This is a genomic window from Cronbergia sp. UHCC 0137 (assembly GCF_034932285.1).
GTDB lineage: Bacteria > Cyanobacteriota > Cyanobacteriia > Cyanobacteriales > Nostocaceae > Cronbergia.
Map to the genome: position 1 here is coordinate 79,833 of NZ_JAYGHC010000014.1, position 16,864 is coordinate 96,696.

Sequence of the window (16,864 nt, forward strand, 5' to 3'; positions counted from 1 at the left end):
TTGTAATTTTGTAAAAGTCCATGTCCCAACCGTTTTTAGTATATACAAAATTTTTCACCCAATAAAATAAAGTGAACGTCAATCTAAATATATAAAAACTTAATCTGATAGTAGTTAGCTCCTTGCCAGAGTTCGCTCAAGGTGCTTTAATGGCGATGCCTGGGCATTATAATGTTTTCACTTGTACAATAATAACACTTGCAGCCACTTATGATTAAATTAACCACCTAAAAGTTACCATAAGCTGATATCACATCTTTTAGAGTAAATTCTCGCAACTGCTGAATAGGAGTATATATGGAACCAATCATTGCTATAGTTTTAGCCCTTATCGGTTACGCACTAGGATCAGCAAAAATGATTAATCAAGGTAACGAAGCCTTGGTTGAACGTTTAGGACGCTTCCATCGCAAACTTACACCAGGACTAAACTTTATCGTTCCCTTCGTCGATCAAATTGTGATGGAGGATACAACCAGAGAACAATTTTTGGATATCAAGCCTCAAAATGTGATCACTAAAGATAATATTTACTTAGAAGTGGATGCGATCGCTTTCTGGAAGATCATAGACATGGAAAAAAGCTTTTATGCCATAGATGATCTACAAGGTGCAATGTCTCAACTCGCAACTACCACGCTGAGGGAAGTCATAGCTCAAAACACCGTGGAGCAAACCAATCTTTCCCGGTCTGAGATGGACAACGCCATTTTAGCTCAGTTAAATCAAATTACAAATGAATGGGGAGTGGAAATTCTACGGTTAGATATCCAAAGAATTACCCCTCCTGAGAGCGTCAGGAAGTCAATGGAAGAAGAGAGAGCCGCAGAAATCAAAAAACGGGCGGTGATTTTTGAGGCTGAAGGTGAGCAGGAAGCGGCGGTTAAAAAAGCGGAAGGAACTAAGAGATCAATGGAAATTATTTCTGAAGTCCTGCGTTCTCATCCTGAAAGTAAAGACCTTTTACGCTATATGGTAGCTCAAGATTATGTACAGGCCAGCCAAAAATTAGGTGAAAGTAATAACGCTAAAATCGTGTTTGTAGACCCAGCTAATTCCACAGATATGTTTCAGGAGTTGATTGCTGAGTCTGTATCTCATGAAGGTCAAAATAAAAGTTCCGAAAATGGTTCAAATTAATCGTGAACAACAAGAACCCCACCCCCAACCCCCTCCCCGCAAGCGAGGAGGGGGCTATGATATATTTCATCAAACCCTACTTATTGTCGATAGATAGCATCAGCAACTAACGAAACTTCTCGCATTTCTGAGATATCATGAACTCGGAGGATATCAGCACCATTAAAAATGGCTGCACAACAGGCTGCTGCTGTTCCCCAAACTCTGGCTTTCGGGTCTGGTTGGTTTAAAATCCGGCCAATGAAACTTTTTCGGGATGCTCCTACTAAAATTGGACAATTGAGGGTTTTGAATAAGTGTAAATTACGAAAAATCTCTAAGTTTTGCTGATGATTTTTAGCAAAGCCAATACCAGGGTCAATAATGATTTTATTTTGGTCGATTCCCGCAGCAGTAGCGATCGCAATTTGTGTTAATAAAAAACTATAAATTTCTCCTATTAAGTCTTGATAATCAGTTTGTTGCTGCATTGTTTGGGGTGTTCCCCGGATGTGCATTAAAATAATTGGCACATTTAAATTAGCAACCGTGGGTAACATTTCTAAATCATAAGTACCCCCAGATATGTCATTGATCATATCTGCCCCGGCAGCTATGGATGCTTTAGCTACCTCTGATCTCGTTGTGTCTATGGAGATTGGTAGGTCAATTTCTTGTCTGAGTAACTCTATCACTGGTAATACCCGATCAAGTTCCTCTAACAGAGTAATTTGTTCCGCTCCGGGACGAGTTGACTGGCCACCGATATCAATAATATCAACTCCGGCTGCTACCATTGCTTTTGCTTGATTTAAAGCAGATGATGTGGTGTTAAATTCGCCCCCATCACTAAAACTATCAGGAGTAATATTCAAAATGCCCATGAGATAGGTACGTTGTCCCCAGTGGAAACAGCGTTCTCGAATAGTTAAATTATTTAACATTTTTTACACTCCGCCTCGGAGTTCATTCCGAGGCTAAATAGTGATGATAAAAACAGGACTTACACAACTGGCACATTATTAAGGTGCGTCAGACTGCATAAATATGGTAAATAAACGGATTTTTGATATCTGACGCACCCTACAGTAGATTTTTGGATTTTTGGTATGACACTTGCGTAAGTCCAAAAAAACAGACTTTTAGCAAGAGAAAATTGGGTTCTAGTTATAGTTGACAATCCTGGCAAAACTATCAGCTTCTAGACTGGCACCTCCTACAAGAGCGCCATCAATTTCTGGTTGTTCCATGATCTCATCAATATTATTGGGCTTGACTGAGCCACCATATTGAATAGATACATTAGGATTGGTCAACTGACTGCGAATTAAACCAATGACTCGATTTGCTTCTTTGGTTTCACAGGTGTCACCGGTACCGATCGCCCAAATTGGCTCATAAGCAATGACTAAGTTATGTTGATCAACATCCACCAAGTCTTTTGCTAGTTGGTTGCTAATGATTGATTCTGTCTTTCTTCCATCCCGTTGTTCTTTGGTTTCACCAACACAGAGAATGGGGGTGAGTCCATATTTTTGGGCAGCTTTTAGCCGTAGATTAACGGTGGCATCTGTTTCGCCAAAATATTGCCGTCTTTCACTATGACCAACAATAACGTAACGCACTCCAATTTCTGTCAGCATGGGGGCGGCAATTTCACCAGTATAGGCTCCATTTTCTTCCCAGTGGACGTTTTGCGCCCCTAGTTGGATGCGGCTACCATGCAAATACTTGGACATCACGCTTAAATCGGTGAAAGGAGGACACAATACGACTTCTCGTGCTGATGGCGTTTCTTCTAAATGAGGCAAAAATCCGCGTAAAAAGTCTTCGGATTCTGCCTGGGTTTTGAACATTTTCCAGTTACCGGCAATAACAATTTTCCGCACAGGTGATTTAGTCAAGATGCTAACGCTACTAGATGCACTCTTAACTGTACTACTTTTTAGGACATTGCTTGCGTATTAAGTGAATGAGCAGGATCATTTGTTGGAAAGTCAATCCAAAAATGATAGATTCAGTCGTCAGGTGCGTCAGTTGCAAAATTTCTGTTGATTGTTGGTGAATTATCGAGTCTGACGCACCCTACTGATTAAAACTACTTAGGATACTATAAACCTTTAAACCCCATCCCAGTTTCTACATTTTGTGCTGCTGGAATAGAACTAACGCGCTCAAATCCGATTCTGTGAACACCAATATGGCTGAGGAATATGCCAGCGAAAATCAAGCTACCACCGATATATTGAGCTAGGGTAGGAGCTTCACCCAATACTAAATAAGCTGCCAGAATGCCGATAATAGGGGTAAATGAGCCAACTAAGGAAGCCGCCGACACTGTGGAATTTCTCAAGCCTTTGAGCCAAAATGATTGGCCTAGTACAACAATGACAGCACCATAAACAAGCATCCACTGCCAGAGAAAAGGGGAGAATACATCCATAAAATGGTCGCTGCCGTAGAGAATTAAAGCAGTGATGAAAAATATGATAGTTCCTAGCGCAGTGCGATAAATACTAAAGATTCCTAGAGGAATATGGGAAAGTGATTTTTTAATAATAATGGTTGAGACTGCGGAGGCGATCGCAGCGATCGCTGACAAAAGTTCCCCCAGTCCCACAGCTAAACCGCCCATATTCATCATCGCCCCCGGTGACTGAAGGAGAATAGTTAGAGCAACGCCAACAAAAGCAACAAAAGCTCCCATAACTTCCCAGCGAGTTACCCGTTCTCCCAGTAGCCAAACCGATAAACCCATTGTTAACGGTGGACCCAAACGTCCCACCAAAATAATATTGTTAACTTCTGTTATTGATAACGCATGAAAAATTAAGCCAGGAACTAATGCTCCAGATAGAATAGCTACCGTTGTCAATGTGAACCAATCTTTTCGGGAAAATTGTTTTAAAGCTGCTTGATTCCACTGTTTTCCCTGAATAGGTAATAACACTAATAAAGCACAGAGGTTGCCAACAAATAAAACATTACATAGTGAAATTGGATTCCGTCCATCCAGGAAGTGTTGATCACCGATTTCTGTCAGTTTCCGGGTGACTGCACTAGAAGCACCAAAAATTAAAATTGCTAACCAGAGATAAATTTGACCCGGAATTTTAGGGATTAAATGATGTTTTTTTTGAAGTTTAATCACAATAAAATCACTATATCAATAAAGTTTTTTTTAACTAACCACAGAGGCACAGAGGACACAGAGAAAAGAGAAAAACAAGTTTTTACCTGAACTGTATTTTAATCCTGTAAATCCTTAAATCCTGGACATCCTGATATGGCTACGCCACGCTATCAGACGTTTTACCTAACTAGCAATTTGGGTTAATATACTGTGGTGTGTGCCAGAATATGATATCATACTCCATCGGATCGACAATTTATGAGAATTTGCTGAGTTGAAAATTAATTTTTCCAAGGCATAAATTAAGACAATTCATAGACTGGTTTCATTTGAGGTTCAGTAGTAGATGGGATGCTGTGTTTATTGAAAAACTTAAATTTCACGACAAACAAATGAAACTCGCTTCTTCTTTACTCACAGGTGTTGCTCTAGCTGGTATGTTGACTGTGTGGGATGTTCCACTAAAAGCCGTTAATCCTTTATTAGCGCAAGCCTCAGCCGCAGAAATGAAAGATGTAACAGGTTTGACCACTGAAAAGAAAATTGACTTGGTGATGAAAAATAAAGGTCTATTTGGCGGTGGTGATCAATTACGTCGGTTCTTTTTTGGCGATCTTGAACCACTTGCTGTTCAACCTGGTGGCGCTGGCATGGTCGTAAACCTTTATAATAAAGCTAATAATATCACATTTTCTTATTGTGCAACTTACGATGTGGTAGTTGCTGTTAAAAAAGGTAGAATATCTAGATTTGACCCCAGCGAAGTGAAATAATCAACTTTGGTGGGATTGGTTAGATATTTGGTGATCAAGGTAGAGATGTTGCTTGCAATGTCTCTACAAAAATTCTGGATCAAGTATTTCAATTTCAACATTCATGACTTCATCTAAAGACAAAATACCACCGACACCAAAACAGACTTTTTTAGCAAAAACCTTTCATTGGATTAATATTATTAGTCTGTTTATCATGATCACTAGCGGACTCCAAATCTACAATGCTAATCCTGTATTTGGTGGACGTGGTGGTTGGCATTTTCCACCCTTTTTATTATTAGGAGGTTGGTTAGCAGGTGGCAGAAATTGGCATTTTGCCGCTATGTGGTTCTTTTCTCTCAACTTACTCTGGTATGGACTTTATATTTTCATCAGTCGTCGTTGGCAACGTCGATTTGTGGCTAGTCTTGACATCAAAGCATTGCAATTGAGCCAAAATACCAAACGCAAAAATTACGCATGGCACAGATTAGTTTACACTGGAATTATTCCGGTTTTACTGCTGGCGATTTTTAGCGGTTTGGCTATGTATAAACCTGCTCAATTACATTGGTTATCAGGGCTATTTGGTAACTGGCAGACTCTACGAACTGTCCATTTTATCACTGTTCCTATCGTCGTTTTGTTTACCGTCGCTCACTTCCTGCTTGGCCGCAAGGTGGGAGGTATCCGTTTAATTCAGTCAATGTTTACATAAAAATTTATGAATTTGATTATTCCTAAACGCATTTTATCCCGGCGCAATTTTCTACAATTATCTGGACTTTCTGGTGTAAGTTTATTGATGGGTGGTTGTGGAACTAATTTATTATCTAATAATGTTGGGCAAATTTTTCAGCCTCTAAATCAAACTTTTGAAGAACTTTTACTTAGTCAAAAGCCTGTACCTGAATTTTCTATCAGTGAGATTGAACCAGAAAAATTGTTAGTTAATAGCTTTAATTTTACTCCAAAAATTGATCCGGCATTGTTTAGGCTGAAGATTAATGGAGAAGTTGATAAACCGATGCAATTGAAGATGGAGGATATTCAAAAACTACCCTTGACTACAATGGTAATTCGTCATGTATGCGTTGAAGGCTGGGCTGCGATCGTTCAATGGGGAGGTGTGCAATTAAAAGATTTAGTTGCCCTTGTACAGCCTAAATCAAAGGTGCGTTATGTCTACTTTAAATCTGCTGATGGGTATTATGAAAGTTGGGATATTGCTTCTGTTATTCATCCTCAAACCTTGATGGCTTATCAAAAAAATGGAGAACCTTTATCAGTGGAAAATGGCGCTCCTTTACGTCTAGCATCACCAATTAAACTGGGTTATAAGCTAAGTAAATGGGTAGATCAAATTACTTTTACCAGTAGTTTATTTTCTAATAAAGGTTATTGGGAAGACCAGGGTTATGATTGGTTTGCAGGACTTTAGTGAAATAAGGTGCGTCAGAAACTTAAAATTAGTGATTTCAGACTAAATTATTCTATCTGACGCACCCTACAGGTTACAAAATATCCAAAAAATCAATAACTATAATGAAGAGAGGTATAATATGTCATTAAGAGATGCAATTTTGCTTTTACATCCAGCGATCGCTGTTATTGTAGTTTTTCCATTAATTGGGATCATTGTCAACCGGGCTTTATTGGTTCGTCAACGTCGATTACAAACCGTAGAAGGTGGTAAAAGCAAAATTCCTCCCGTTGTTGGACAAGAACACGTCCAGTCGGGGCGCTGGTTAACTGTGTCGGTTGTTGGTATTGTCTTAATCGCTTTAGCTTATGGTATAGTAGGCAATATTCTAGATAAGCAAGTTTGGATGACAGCGCCATTTCAGGTAATATTTATTGGGCTATTATTTGCGGCTACAATTGTTTCTTTATATTTACTTTATCAAGCAAAGCCAGCAAAATGGCGTGGTATATTTGCAACTTTGACGGGGGTTGGTTTGGTCGTCCTTGGTTGCCAAGATGGTGTTTACCGCAAAACCAATGAATGGTATATTTCTCATTACTACTATGGACAATTAGCCGCTTTATTAATGATTGTTTCTCTAGCAATATTACCAGAAATATACAAAGATAAAACTAATCGTTGGCGTAAGGTTCATATTACTATCAGTTGTATTGCTCTGTTGCTATTTATTGGGCAAGGAATTACAGGTTCATTGTCGTTATTAGAAGTTCCTTTAAATTGGCAAAAACCTTATGTTTATAAGCTTTACGAGCAAAAGTGTCAGATAAAACCCTGTACAATTGAAGTACCTTCCGTAGTCCCAAAACCTTGAAAACTACAATTATTGTGGTGTTATTATAGCGATTCTCATTCAAATGAGGTACACGAAAAAAGATTTAAACGCAGATGGACGCAGATAAACGCAGATGATTTTGTACTTCATTAGATTAGGAAACGCTATATCGGCTTTATACTATTAATATATCAAACCTGCACCATGATTAATTTTTATGAACAGTCAACATTTCTATGAACAATTACCAGCCTTAAAAAACTTTAAACAGTTTACTGATTTACAAAACTATTCTCATTTACCTGAAGATTGGTATGTTGTAATCACAGATGTGGTAAATTCTACTAAAGCTATTGAGCGGGGAAGATATAAAGATATAAATATGGCCAGTGCGTTATCATTGGTTGCAGTGATTAATTTAAATCCAAAGTTTAATTTACCGTTTGTTTTTGGTGGTGATGGTATTACATTACTTGTGTCTAAACCAATGCTATCAGATATTTTGAGCGTTTTATCTGATAATCGTCAATTGGTAAAAAGGACTTTTAATCTTGTGCTGAGAGTTGGATTTGTCCCTGTAGAAGATATTTATCAAGCTGGATATAAATTGCAGGTAGCAAAATATCAAGTATCTCCTACTTATTCACAAATTCTTATATTTGGAGAGGGGATTGATTATGCAGAGTCTTTAATTAAAAGTACCCAACATGGTTATAATTATTTGATTCCAGAAGATTATGAAATTACCAATTCAGCTAATTATACAGGTTTCTCTTGCCCATTTGAAGATGTCAGAAGTTCCAGAGAAGAGATAATTTCTGTAATCATTAAAGTTAGAAAAGAGTTTTTTTATAATCAACATATTTTTTATAAACAGGTTCTTGATAAAGTTGAATTTATTTTTGGATCTTTTGAAGAATCTCACCCACTTGCTTTATCTAAGCTTAGGTTCATTAATAGCAAAAGTGATCGAGCTAAGAGTTTAATGAATATTCAGTTAGATAAAAAAAATGGACTAGCTAAAATTTTGGGAATGATTGCTTTTAAACTTTTGTTTGTGGTTACATTTTCTTACGCAAAAATAATTTATCACTTCTTTGATGATAAAATTCATTTTCTTGCTTCTTCTGATTATAAAAAGTTTGATGGGACGCTGAAGATGACTTTGGCTTGTGATCAAAAACAAAGAATAGAATTTGAAAAATATCTAGAGAAAATGAAACAAGAAGGTAAAATTTATTTTGGAATACATACTTCTGATCGGGCTTTAATTACTTGTTTGGTAGGAGCTAATGAAGTACATTTGGTAGATTCTGCTGATGGTGGTTATGCTTTAGCTGCTAAACAATTAAAAAAACAAATTGCAAATTATGAATGATCTCGCAGTGCATAACCTACTCCACGCACCGTATAAATTAACCGCTTTTCGTTATTTTCTTCTAACTTTAAACGCAGATAACGAACATAAACTTCAATAATGTTAGAATCTCCCATGAAGTCGTAACCCCAAACTTTTTCTAAAATTTGCTCTCTAGTAAAAACTTGACGGGGATGGGAAAGAAGATATTCTAATAAATCAAATTCTTTTGCTGTTAATTCAATTGCTCGTTTACCTCGATAAATTTGCCGAGTCCGACGATTTAAACTCAAATCTTCAAACTGTAAAACATCTTCATCTATTTCTTGAGTACGACGTAAATGAGCGCGGATTCTGGCTAATAGTTCTTCAATGCTAAATGGTTTAATCACATAATCATCTGCTCCTGCATCTAAACCTGCAACGCGATCGCTCACTTCGTCTTTGGCTGTCAATAATATTACTGGTACTGAGTTTCCAGTAGCTCGTAAACGCCGACAAATTTCTACTCCGGTTAAACCTGGTAACATCCAATCAAGTATGGCTAAATTTGGTGATGATTCTCGCGCCAATGTTAATCCAGTCATCCCATCATGGGCTACACTAACATTATATCCTTCGCTAGTCAGTTCTAATTCGATAAATCGCGCTAATTTGATTTCATCTTCAACTAAGAGAATATGTGCTTTCATGAAAGTTTCTATTAACGTAAGTTGCTAATTAGATAAAATAAGGTGCGTCAGAAACTTAAAATTAGCGATTTTAGCCTAAATTATTCTGTCTGACGCACCCTACACACTACAAAATATCCGAAAAATTAATAACTAGCAACTTGAGTTATTAACTTATAATTGGTAAACTAATTGTAAATACACTTCCTTCTTCTAATTTAGATTTTACACTCACGTTACCCCCCATACCCTCTACAAATGTTTTAACAATTGATAAACCTAAACCAGAACCCCCGGTTGTGTGACTGCGAGATTCATCGACGCGATAAAATCTTTCAAAAATCCGTTCTTGCTGTTGTAAGGGAATACCATAACCATGATCGCAAACCTCAATAATTGCTTGATGATGAAAACGATTTAATTTTAAAGTTATTGGTGTATTAGAGGGCGAATATTTAACAGCATTATCAATTAAATTTAGTAATACTTGTTTAAGACGACTGTAATCTGTTTTTAGTTCAATGGGGTAGATTGATGATTCGATTGTTATGGTGCGATCGCTATATTTTTTCGCCATCATCACCACTTCTTCAACTAAGTCATTCAGTATATAAGATTTCATCTGAAAACGCAAGTAACCACTATCGGCTCTTGCTATATCTAATAAATCTTGTAGTAACCGGATGGTATGATCAGCTTCTGATGCAGCAGTTTCTAAAGCTTCTATTTGAATTTCTGTTAAATTACTTTGCCGTCGCAAAACACTTTGTAAATAACCATGTACAATAGTTAAAGGTGTGCGTAATTCGTGGGAAACATTACTCACAAACTGTCGTTCTTTTTCCCAAGATTGGGAAAGACGTGATAACAGCATAGTTAAAGTTTGAGCTAACTCTTTAACTTCACTAGGTGCATTATCAAGATATAATTGCGCTTGTCCTAAATCTTCTAAAGAAATTACAGCCGTCATTTGGCTTAATTGACATAAAGGTTGGAGAGAATATTGAATATAAAATGCAATCACTAATGTAATCAAAATAATTGCTAAAATACTGGCAATACTTAAACTTCTAATCATTGCCATAAACATCATTTGTTCACGGCTAATATCCCGAACTACAAATAGTTTACCGAGGAACTTACCCTGTACTTGTAAAGAACCACCACTCAAAACAAAATAACTTTGATTAACATGATAAATTTGAGGTTTAATCGACATCTGAGTAATAGACATCAACTTATTAACTGTAGAATCAGATAACAAACTTAAAGTAGGAGATTTGATGGAAATTTGATTGTCAGAATTTTTGATAAATAATAATGTATTACTATTTGATAAATTATTAATAGCCTTTTGTAAACCTGTTTCTGGCTGCATCATTTCGCTATAGAGTTGGATATCATGAGGCAAGCGATCGACAATTTGTTGAATATTATGTTTATGACTATCAATCAATATTTGCTGCATTTTATGACTTGTCCATACAGCAAGACTACCTAATATTAAAGCAGAAAAGGTACTAATACCAATTGTTAGACGTAACCGTAATGAAAATAAATCTAAATTTTTCAAAGATTGTTTAATTTGCTTCACTTGCTTAGTGGGGTGAAAAGAATTTCCAATAAAATGTGTAACATACCTCTCTTTTGTCTTTGCCTCTGCGTTCTCTGCGCCTCTGCGGTTGGTTAAAAAATCCTGTTTACAACTCAAATAGCATTGCTATACATTAATAATTATGTGATATCATCTCGTAGAAAAGATGCGTTTAATGTTTCTACCTTGTATGAGTGTTATTATAGCAAGTTAGCTATGGCGATAACTTCCCTTGGTAAAAATTTAAACCCAATCATCGGCAGTTAAATTAATTTAATCTGAGAATTGGCTTAAAATTCCTATAGACCTTTGAATACTCAAAAGGATGAATAATGGGTGTTTTTGTATTGATTTTTAATGTTGGGACAGAAAACGAAGGGATTCACACCGTTCGGATTGGGGATCCTACTAAAGGGGTAAGCAGAAATAAAATCCTGATGTTTGAGTCAGAAGACGATGCTACAAGGTTTACATTGATGTTGGAAGCGCAGGATTTCCCTGTACCTACAGTTGAAGTAATGGATGCCGAAGAAATCAAAGCATTTTGCGAAAGTGCTGGTTATGATTGGGAAATTGTACCGGCAAACGGGGCTTTGATTATGCCCCCAGAAGTGAATGTAGAGGAAACTGATTGGCAACCGGAATCTAATACCAGGGATACTGATGATTTCTTGGTGGAAGAAGAAGTACCTAATTCTGACCTCGATCGCATTCGTCGTCAACTAGAAGGGCTATTATGACAAATTTGCAGGAACGGGGGCATCTCCTCACAGAACAAGTAAATCCCCATAGTCTTAATTTAGACCAACTAAGTTCTCTAGAATTAGTGGAGTTATTTAATCAAGAAGACCAAAATGCGGTGGCTGCCGTGGCTGCGGCTAAAGTTCAGTTGGCAGAAGCCATTGAATGTACAGCCAGCCGTTTGTATCAAGGGGGACGTTTATTTTATGTTGGTGCGGGGACAAGTGGGAGATTAGGGGTGTTAGATGCGGCTGAGTGTCCACCCACTTTTTGTACTTCTCCAGAATTGGTACAGGGGATTATAGCTGGTGGTGCTGGTGCTTTAGTACGCAGTTCAGAGGATTTAGAAGACAGGGCTGAAGATGGGGCAACAGCGATCGCCCAACGTCAAATTACCCAATTAGATGTGGTGGTAGGAATTACCGCCGGTGGGACCACACCCTTTGTCCATGGGGCTTTAACTGCTGCCCGTCAACGAGGTGCGATCGCTATTTTTATTGCCTGTGTTCCTGCTGAACAGGTAGAATTTGAGGCCGATATTGATATTCGTTTATTAACTGGTCCCGAAATTCTCGCTGGTTCAACTCGTCTCAAAGCCGGTACAGCCACAAAACTCGCCTTAAATATCCTTTCTACCGGGGTAATGGTCAAACTAGGCAAAGTTTACGGTAATCGGATGGTCGATGTAGCCGTGACAAATCAAAAATTGCGCGATCGGGCCCTACGAATGTTAGAAGACCTCACAGGTTTAAGTCGTCAAGCATCAGGGTTTTTACTAGAACGTAGTGGAAAATCAGTAAAATTAGCACTGTTAATGCACTGGACTGGTTTAGAAAAAGCCCCTGGTGAACAACTACTAATCACACATCAAGGCGATCTCCGGGCGGCTGTAACAAGCTATAGAAAAACACTCAACCACCTAACGTAAAAAATCTCCCAAACCCGTATTTCTCCGTGTCCTCTGTGCCTCTGTGGTTCGTTAAATAATTTATTTCTTGGAAATCCCTAAAACCCAACACGGTAAAAGAAATTGTCCCCCTCCTCGCTTGCGGGGAGGGGCTAGGGGTGGGGTTTTACACTTGTTGATAAAAATCTAATTGCTGCCTTGCCAAAGCCTGATTTGTATATTGAACCATAGCTTTTTCATAACCCATTTTACCAAGACCTTGAGCTAAATTGGGTTTTTCCATTAATTGTAATAAACAACTTGCTAAAGCCTTAGCATCACCTTCAGGAAAAATTAAACCAGCATCACCAATCACATGAGGAATTTCCCCAGAATTAGAACCAATTACCGGCACTTGACAAGCCATAGCTTCAATCAAAACATGACCAAATTGTTCCTTCCAACCTACCGCAGTTAGAGTTTTAAACTTGTAAGTTGTCTCTGACGGCAGCACCAAAGTATTCATTAAATTAATATAATTAGGAACTTGATCATGGGGAACACTTTCGATAAAAATTACCCGATCTAAAAAATCATTCTCTACAGCAAATTTAGTTAATTCTTCCTTTAATTCACCCCGTCCTAATAATAGCAATTTCCAAGGTTGATCTTTAAGGTCAACTAAAGCTTGCAACAAAGTTAATAAACCTTTTTCTGGCACAAATCGACCAACAAACCCTACCACAAAATCATCTTGATAAATTCCTAAACTAGCTGCTAATTCTGGTTGTTTTTTAGCAGTAAATAGAGTTTCATCTACACCTAATTGCGGCATCACTTTAATTTTTCCAGCATAACCCCTTTGCCGTAAAATCTCCGCCCCGTCTTGATTACCAGCAATAATACCGTGACTATGATCTAAATTATATTTCTCTAATAAATTAATCGGAAACTTCAACTCATAAGGCAAATTCCACCAAGTAAAAAATATATTTTTAGCTTGGAGATTTAATACCTGATTTAATAAAATCATTTCAGCATAAGCCAAACTCCTAGAACCTTGTTCTACTTGGATAATTTGTGGACGAAACTTTTTCAATAAAGGAATTAAATCAAAACCAAAAGTAAGCAATCCTTGATGATTTTGACTAAAGTTAGAAATTGGTACTATTTTAAATGCACCTTCATCAAGATATTTTGTTTCAATAATTTTGTTTTGAACGCCACCGGGTTGCCAACGTTTAGGAACAACAACTGTTACTTCTATATTTGGTGCAAGTTTGGCTAAAGCACGTAATTTTTCACAATTCAAATCTACAATATAAGTATGACTAACAATTAAAATTCTCATTACTTTTGCGTCAGACTAAACTTCTGGATCTAAGAGGGTGTTTGAAAAGTCTAAATTCATACTCGCCCTGGCGACTAGAAGTCGCGGCTACACAGACAAAACCCACCTCCGTGGGTTTCAAACCCTTAATCTTTCCTTAGTCCACGCAGGTGGACTTGGCTTGTGTAGTAGTGTATCCCTTACGGGAGCCGGAGGCTCTATTATATTCGCCCAAAACTTTTCAAACATCCTCTAAACGACTATAAACTTGTCCATCATTCCATACCGATTGAATCACACTACCTAAAGCCTTGAAAAAACCCAAAAAATAAAAAATACCGCGAGTTACAACTTTAATCGGAGAACCACTTTTAAAACAAGGGGGATTTCCTAAAACGTGACAATCAAATAACTTGACATAAAAACGCAAAGCTTGGGAAAAAGTCAGATTTTTTAGCCCCAACAGGAAATGATTGTGGTAAAAAGTGAGTTGATATTTTAGCGATCGCATACTAATATCATGACAGCCCCCCGTCTCTTCCCCTAAATGGATCAAATCAGCTTCAGGATCGTACCAAATTTTATAGCCTGTTTTCCGCACCCGTAAACAAAAATCCGACTCCTCTCGCACCGCACTACCCCCAAACCTCTCATCAAACCTCAGTCCATACTGAGTAAATATCTCACGCCGAAAAGACATATTGCAACCCCTAGCAGTTAACACCTGCTGAGGTTTAGTAGTATGCACTAGATCAATATGATACCAAGCAATACCGGGATCCATGGCTGCGGGGGGTAGGTACTCAATTTCCAATTCTCCCCCAGAATCACCTAATTTCATTCTGTCAAAAACTCGCCCGGCTACAGCCCCTATTTCTGGATTTTGTAGATAATTCTTGACATGGGCAGTTAAAAAACCAGGCGTTAGCTGCACATCATCATCAATGAACAAAATAATATCACCCGTTGCCCGCCTGACAGCATAATTTCGCGCTCCTGGTAAACTTGCCCAATCCAAGCGAAACCATTTTATTTTACCCAAATTTGCCATTTCTTCTAAAAAAGTTTGAGTTTCTGGTTCATGGGTTAGGGTTTGGTCTACTACCAAAACCTCAAAATTTGGATACTCTTGTTTCAAAACATCAACAATGCTGTCACACAGGAGTTTTTCGCGCCTGTATGAAGGTATAACTATAGAAATCAAGGGATATTTATCCATTTTTTTTACACTGCTTCAATTGTTTCTGGGAGTTTCTTTTGAACTTCTTCTTTTTCTTGTTTATCTATAACCGGCAATTTGAACAGAAGCCCCGCACAAACCCAATAATAAACAGCTACTGGATCTACATCTAAAGGGTAATAGAAAGTATTATAACTAATAAACAGTATAAATATAAATAAACTTCCTGCATAAATACGGAGGTTAGGATCTTTAATAGAACGATATGTTTTATAAGCGGCAATTGTTAAAGAGGTAACAAAAGCCAGAAATGCCAGTACCCCAACAATTCCTACTTCATACAATACTTTTGGATAATAAGTTTCTACCAGTTTAGTCGGACCCATCGAACGAGCGGAATTTGTTGCACGACCTAAACCACTACCAATAATTGTATCTACACTTTTCCAGTTTTCTTCAAACTGCTGCATGATAAATTCTTGGGGTGGGGAAGCATCTAAACGACCAAAAAGGCTATTGATTCTTTCTTCTACAAGCACTGGGTTAGCAACAATGGCAAATCCTAAAATTAATGACAGACCGACACCAACAGGGATAAATTTTTTGAAATTGGCAATTTGACCTGTGAATATTAACAAAACTAAAAAACAAATAGGTACTAAGATTAGGGCTATTCTTTGCCCACAAATTACCGCATTAATGAAGATAGCAGACAAAGAACCTAAACTAATAATTCGCCAGATAATTGAAGGATCTGAAAAGCCAGTTGCGAAACTAAAAAAAGTACCGGAAACTAAGAACCATGCCCATTGCCAAGGTGCAACAAATGTTCCTGGTAGACGAATTGTATTTTCTTGAGGACTATAGACTAGAGAACCGCCAAAATAACATCTTGCCTCTAGGGTTGCTCTAAATAAGGCATCACCTGTTAAATTTCTAGTCCCTTGACATACACCAGTTAGTAATAATAAATATTGAATAAATCCCAATCCACAACAGATTAGAATCAGTATAACTTGCAAGCGAGACATGAAAAGAAAATCTCGTTTGTTGCGAATTAAATAGTAAGTACAAGTAATTAGGGGAATATAGCCTAAAAATACTTTAAATCCCAAAATTCCCAAGCCTATTGGTATTTCTTTAGGTACTTTTTGTCCTAATCCGACGCTAGGGGGATTAAATTGTTGCCCACCATTGATAAAAATCAGTGTTAATAAACTACAAATTAATAAAAATATTAGTGAAATTTGAATACTGCGGGGAATAATGAAGGGTTGTTTAAGTTTGCGGCAGCTTTGCCAAATTCCTATGAGGGCTGGAATATAAAAAGCATCTTTAGCTAGTTGTAGAACGGGACTGTTGCCTAAGTAGTAAATGACTGTACCCCCAAAAGGCAAGTAGATGATAAAGGCCAGCATGGCTTGACGGGGGTATTTATAGGAGAGAGAGATGATTACAATGCCTAATACGGCGGGAATTGCTGCTTTAATTCCTATTACTAGAAAAACTAATAATCCGATGAATAAGCCACTAACCAAGCTGGTGGTTAGCAAGCCGGTAAATTCTTTACGTGACTTAGTAATTTTACGCTTTTGGGCTAATCTTTCTTTGATGCTGATGGTAGGAATTTCTTCTGGTTTCTGCTTTTTTGATTTTTGGAAGATTCTAGTTTTTACCATAATTTCTCCTACTAAATTGGTGATAAATTTATTATTTTTTTATTTATAGATTAAAAGGTTTTTGGTATTACTGAAACCAAGTACGAATTTAGGTGTAAAGACGAGAATACCTACCCATGGAACGTCTCTACAAAGGTTTTGAGATCATTGAAAATCATCCT

General features: G+C 37.5%; 16 protein-coding genes. 8 read left to right on the forward strand and 8 right to left on the reverse strand.

Features of this window, described 5'->3' with window-relative positions; all coding sequences use genetic code 11:
* The first annotated feature begins 297 nt into the window (after positions 1 to 297).
* Complete coding sequence (locus VB711_RS09135; protein WP_323285581.1) at positions 298 to 1,140, forward strand: SPFH domain-containing protein; 843 nt, start codon at positions 298 to 300, stop codon at positions 1,138 to 1,140.
* Positions 1,141 to 1,220: 80 nt separating this feature from the next.
* On the opposite strand, the gene folP is transcribed toward VB711_RS09135, so the two are convergent.
* From folP to VB711_RS09150, 3 genes are all read right to left on the reverse strand, one after another.
* Positions 1,221 to 2,063, reverse strand: a complete 843-nt coding sequence (gene folP / locus VB711_RS09140; protein WP_323285582.1) for a dihydropteroate synthase — start codon at positions 2,061 to 2,063, stop codon at positions 1,221 to 1,223.
* Between the two features lie 219 nt (positions 2,064 to 2,282).
* Positions 2,283 to 3,008: a triose-phosphate isomerase gene (gene tpiA / locus VB711_RS09145; protein ID WP_323285625.1), complete on the reverse strand. Its 726-nt coding sequence runs from the start codon at positions 3,006 to 3,008 to the stop codon at positions 2,283 to 2,285.
* A 221-nt stretch (positions 3,009 to 3,229) separates the two neighbouring features.
* On the reverse strand, positions 3,230 to 4,270 hold the full coding sequence (locus tag VB711_RS09150) for a DMT family transporter (RefSeq protein ID WP_323285583.1): 1,041 nt from the start codon (positions 4,268 to 4,270) through the stop codon (positions 3,230 to 3,232).
* 374 nt (positions 4,271 to 4,644) lie between these two features.
* Between VB711_RS09150 and VB711_RS09155 the strand changes: the two genes are divergently transcribed.
* The 5 genes from VB711_RS09155 (at position 4,645) to VB711_RS09175 (ending at position 8,643) form a co-directional block, all read left to right on the forward strand.
* Positions 4,645 to 5,025: a hypothetical protein gene (locus VB711_RS09155; protein WP_323285584.1), complete on the forward strand. Its 381-nt coding sequence runs from the start codon at positions 4,645 to 4,647 to the stop codon at positions 5,023 to 5,025.
* A gap of 103 nt (positions 5,026 to 5,128) precedes the next feature.
* A complete protein-coding gene (locus VB711_RS09160; protein WP_323285586.1) occupies positions 5,129 to 5,725 on the forward strand; it encodes a cytochrome b/b6 domain-containing protein in 597 nt (198 codons plus the stop codon).
* Positions 5,726 to 5,731: 6 nt separating this feature from the next.
* Positions 5,732 to 6,448, forward strand: coding sequence for a molybdopterin-dependent oxidoreductase (locus tag VB711_RS09165; RefSeq protein ID WP_323285587.1), 717 nt, complete (start codon positions 5,732 to 5,734; stop codon positions 6,446 to 6,448).
* 121 nt (positions 6,449 to 6,569) lie between these two features.
* On the forward strand, positions 6,570 to 7,304 hold the full coding sequence (locus tag VB711_RS09170) for a DUF4079 domain-containing protein (protein ID WP_323285589.1): 735 nt from the start codon (positions 6,570 to 6,572) through the stop codon (positions 7,302 to 7,304).
* Positions 7,305 to 7,482: 178 nt separating this feature from the next.
* A complete protein-coding gene (locus VB711_RS09175) occupies positions 7,483 to 8,643 on the forward strand; it encodes a DUF3095 family protein (RefSeq protein WP_323285590.1) in 1,161 nt (386 codons plus the stop codon).
* Here VB711_RS09175 and VB711_RS09180 read toward each other — a convergent pair.
* Positions 8,634 to 9,314, reverse strand: a complete 681-nt coding sequence (locus tag VB711_RS09180; protein ID WP_323285591.1) for a response regulator transcription factor — start codon at positions 9,312 to 9,314, stop codon at positions 8,634 to 8,636. The genes VB711_RS09175 and VB711_RS09180 overlap by 10 nt on opposite strands.
* Positions 9,315 to 9,462: 148 nt before the next feature.
* Positions 9,463 to 10,887 (reverse strand): HAMP domain-containing sensor histidine kinase, encoded by a 1,425-nt coding sequence (locus VB711_RS09185; protein WP_323285592.1) that lies wholly within the window; start codon positions 10,885 to 10,887, stop codon positions 9,463 to 9,465.
* Positions 10,888 to 11,219: 332 nt separating this feature from the next.
* Here VB711_RS09185 and VB711_RS09190 point away from each other — a divergent pair, with 332 nt between their 5' ends.
* Complete coding sequence (locus VB711_RS09190; protein ID WP_323285593.1) at positions 11,220 to 11,627, forward strand: DUF3110 domain-containing protein; 408 nt, start codon at positions 11,220 to 11,222, stop codon at positions 11,625 to 11,627.
* Positions 11,624 to 12,556, forward strand: coding sequence for an N-acetylmuramic acid 6-phosphate etherase (gene murQ / locus VB711_RS09195; RefSeq protein WP_323285594.1), 933 nt, complete (start codon positions 11,624 to 11,626; stop codon positions 12,554 to 12,556). The genes VB711_RS09190 and murQ overlap by 4 nt, the downstream gene beginning before the upstream one ends.
* A gap of 145 nt (positions 12,557 to 12,701) precedes the next feature.
* Here the strand turns inward: murQ and hpsO are convergent, their stop codons facing one another.
* From hpsO to hpsL, 3 genes are all read right to left on the reverse strand, one after another.
* A complete protein-coding gene (hpsO, locus tag VB711_RS09200; protein ID WP_323285595.1) occupies positions 12,702 to 13,865 on the reverse strand; it encodes a hormogonium polysaccharide biosynthesis glycosyltransferase HpsO in 1,164 nt (387 codons plus the stop codon).
* A 220-nt stretch (positions 13,866 to 14,085) separates the two neighbouring features.
* On the reverse strand, positions 14,086 to 15,063 hold the full coding sequence (gene hpsN, locus VB711_RS09205; protein WP_323285596.1) for a hormogonium polysaccharide biosynthesis glycosyltransferase HpsN: 978 nt from the start codon (positions 15,061 to 15,063) through the stop codon (positions 14,086 to 14,088).
* A gap of 5 nt (positions 15,064 to 15,068) precedes the next feature.
* A complete protein-coding gene (gene hpsL / locus VB711_RS09210) occupies positions 15,069 to 16,703 on the reverse strand; it encodes a hormogonium polysaccharide biosynthesis protein HpsL (protein WP_323285598.1) in 1,635 nt (544 codons plus the stop codon).
* Between the last annotated feature and the right edge of the window lie 161 nt (positions 16,704 to 16,864).

What these genes read in the sequence shown, in the direction of transcription:
- hpsN (WP_323285596.1), bottom strand. Translation starts at nt 15,063, where the DNA reads ATGGATAAATATCCCTTGATTTCTATAGTTATACCTTCATACAGGCGC.
- VB711_RS09155 (WP_323285584.1), top strand. Translation starts at nt 4,645, where the DNA reads ATGAAACTCGCTTCTTCTTTACTCACAGGTGTTGCTCTAGCTGGTATG.
- VB711_RS09135 (WP_323285581.1), top strand. Translation starts at nt 298, where the DNA reads ATGGAACCAATCATTGCTATAGTTTTAGCCCTTATCGGTTACGCACTA.
- VB711_RS09180 (WP_323285591.1), bottom strand. Translation starts at nt 9,314, where the DNA reads ATGAAAGCACATATTCTCTTAGTTGAAGATGAAATCAAATTAGCGCGA.
- VB711_RS09190 (WP_323285593.1), top strand. Translation starts at nt 11,220, where the DNA reads ATGGGTGTTTTTGTATTGATTTTTAATGTTGGGACAGAAAACGAAGGG.
- hpsO (WP_323285595.1), bottom strand. Translation starts at nt 13,865, where the DNA reads ATGAGAATTTTAATTGTTAGTCATACTTATATTGTAGATTTGAATTGT.
- murQ (WP_323285594.1), top strand. Translation starts at nt 11,624, where the DNA reads ATGACAAATTTGCAGGAACGGGGGCATCTCCTCACAGAACAAGTAAAT.
- VB711_RS09165 (WP_323285587.1), top strand. Translation starts at nt 5,732, where the DNA reads ATGAATTTGATTATTCCTAAACGCATTTTATCCCGGCGCAATTTTCTA.
- hpsL (WP_323285598.1), bottom strand. Translation starts at nt 16,703, where the DNA reads ATGGTAAAAACTAGAATCTTCCAAAAATCAAAAAAGCAGAAACCAGAA.
- folP (WP_323285582.1), bottom strand. Translation starts at nt 2,063, where the DNA reads ATGTTAAATAATTTAACTATTCGAGAACGCTGTTTCCACTGGGGACAA.
- VB711_RS09170 (WP_323285589.1), top strand. Translation starts at nt 6,570, where the DNA reads ATGTCATTAAGAGATGCAATTTTGCTTTTACATCCAGCGATCGCTGTT.
- VB711_RS09160 (WP_323285586.1), top strand. Translation starts at nt 5,129, where the DNA reads ATGACTTCATCTAAAGACAAAATACCACCGACACCAAAACAGACTTTT.
- VB711_RS09175 (WP_323285590.1), top strand. Translation starts at nt 7,483, where the DNA reads ATGAACAGTCAACATTTCTATGAACAATTACCAGCCTTAAAAAACTTT.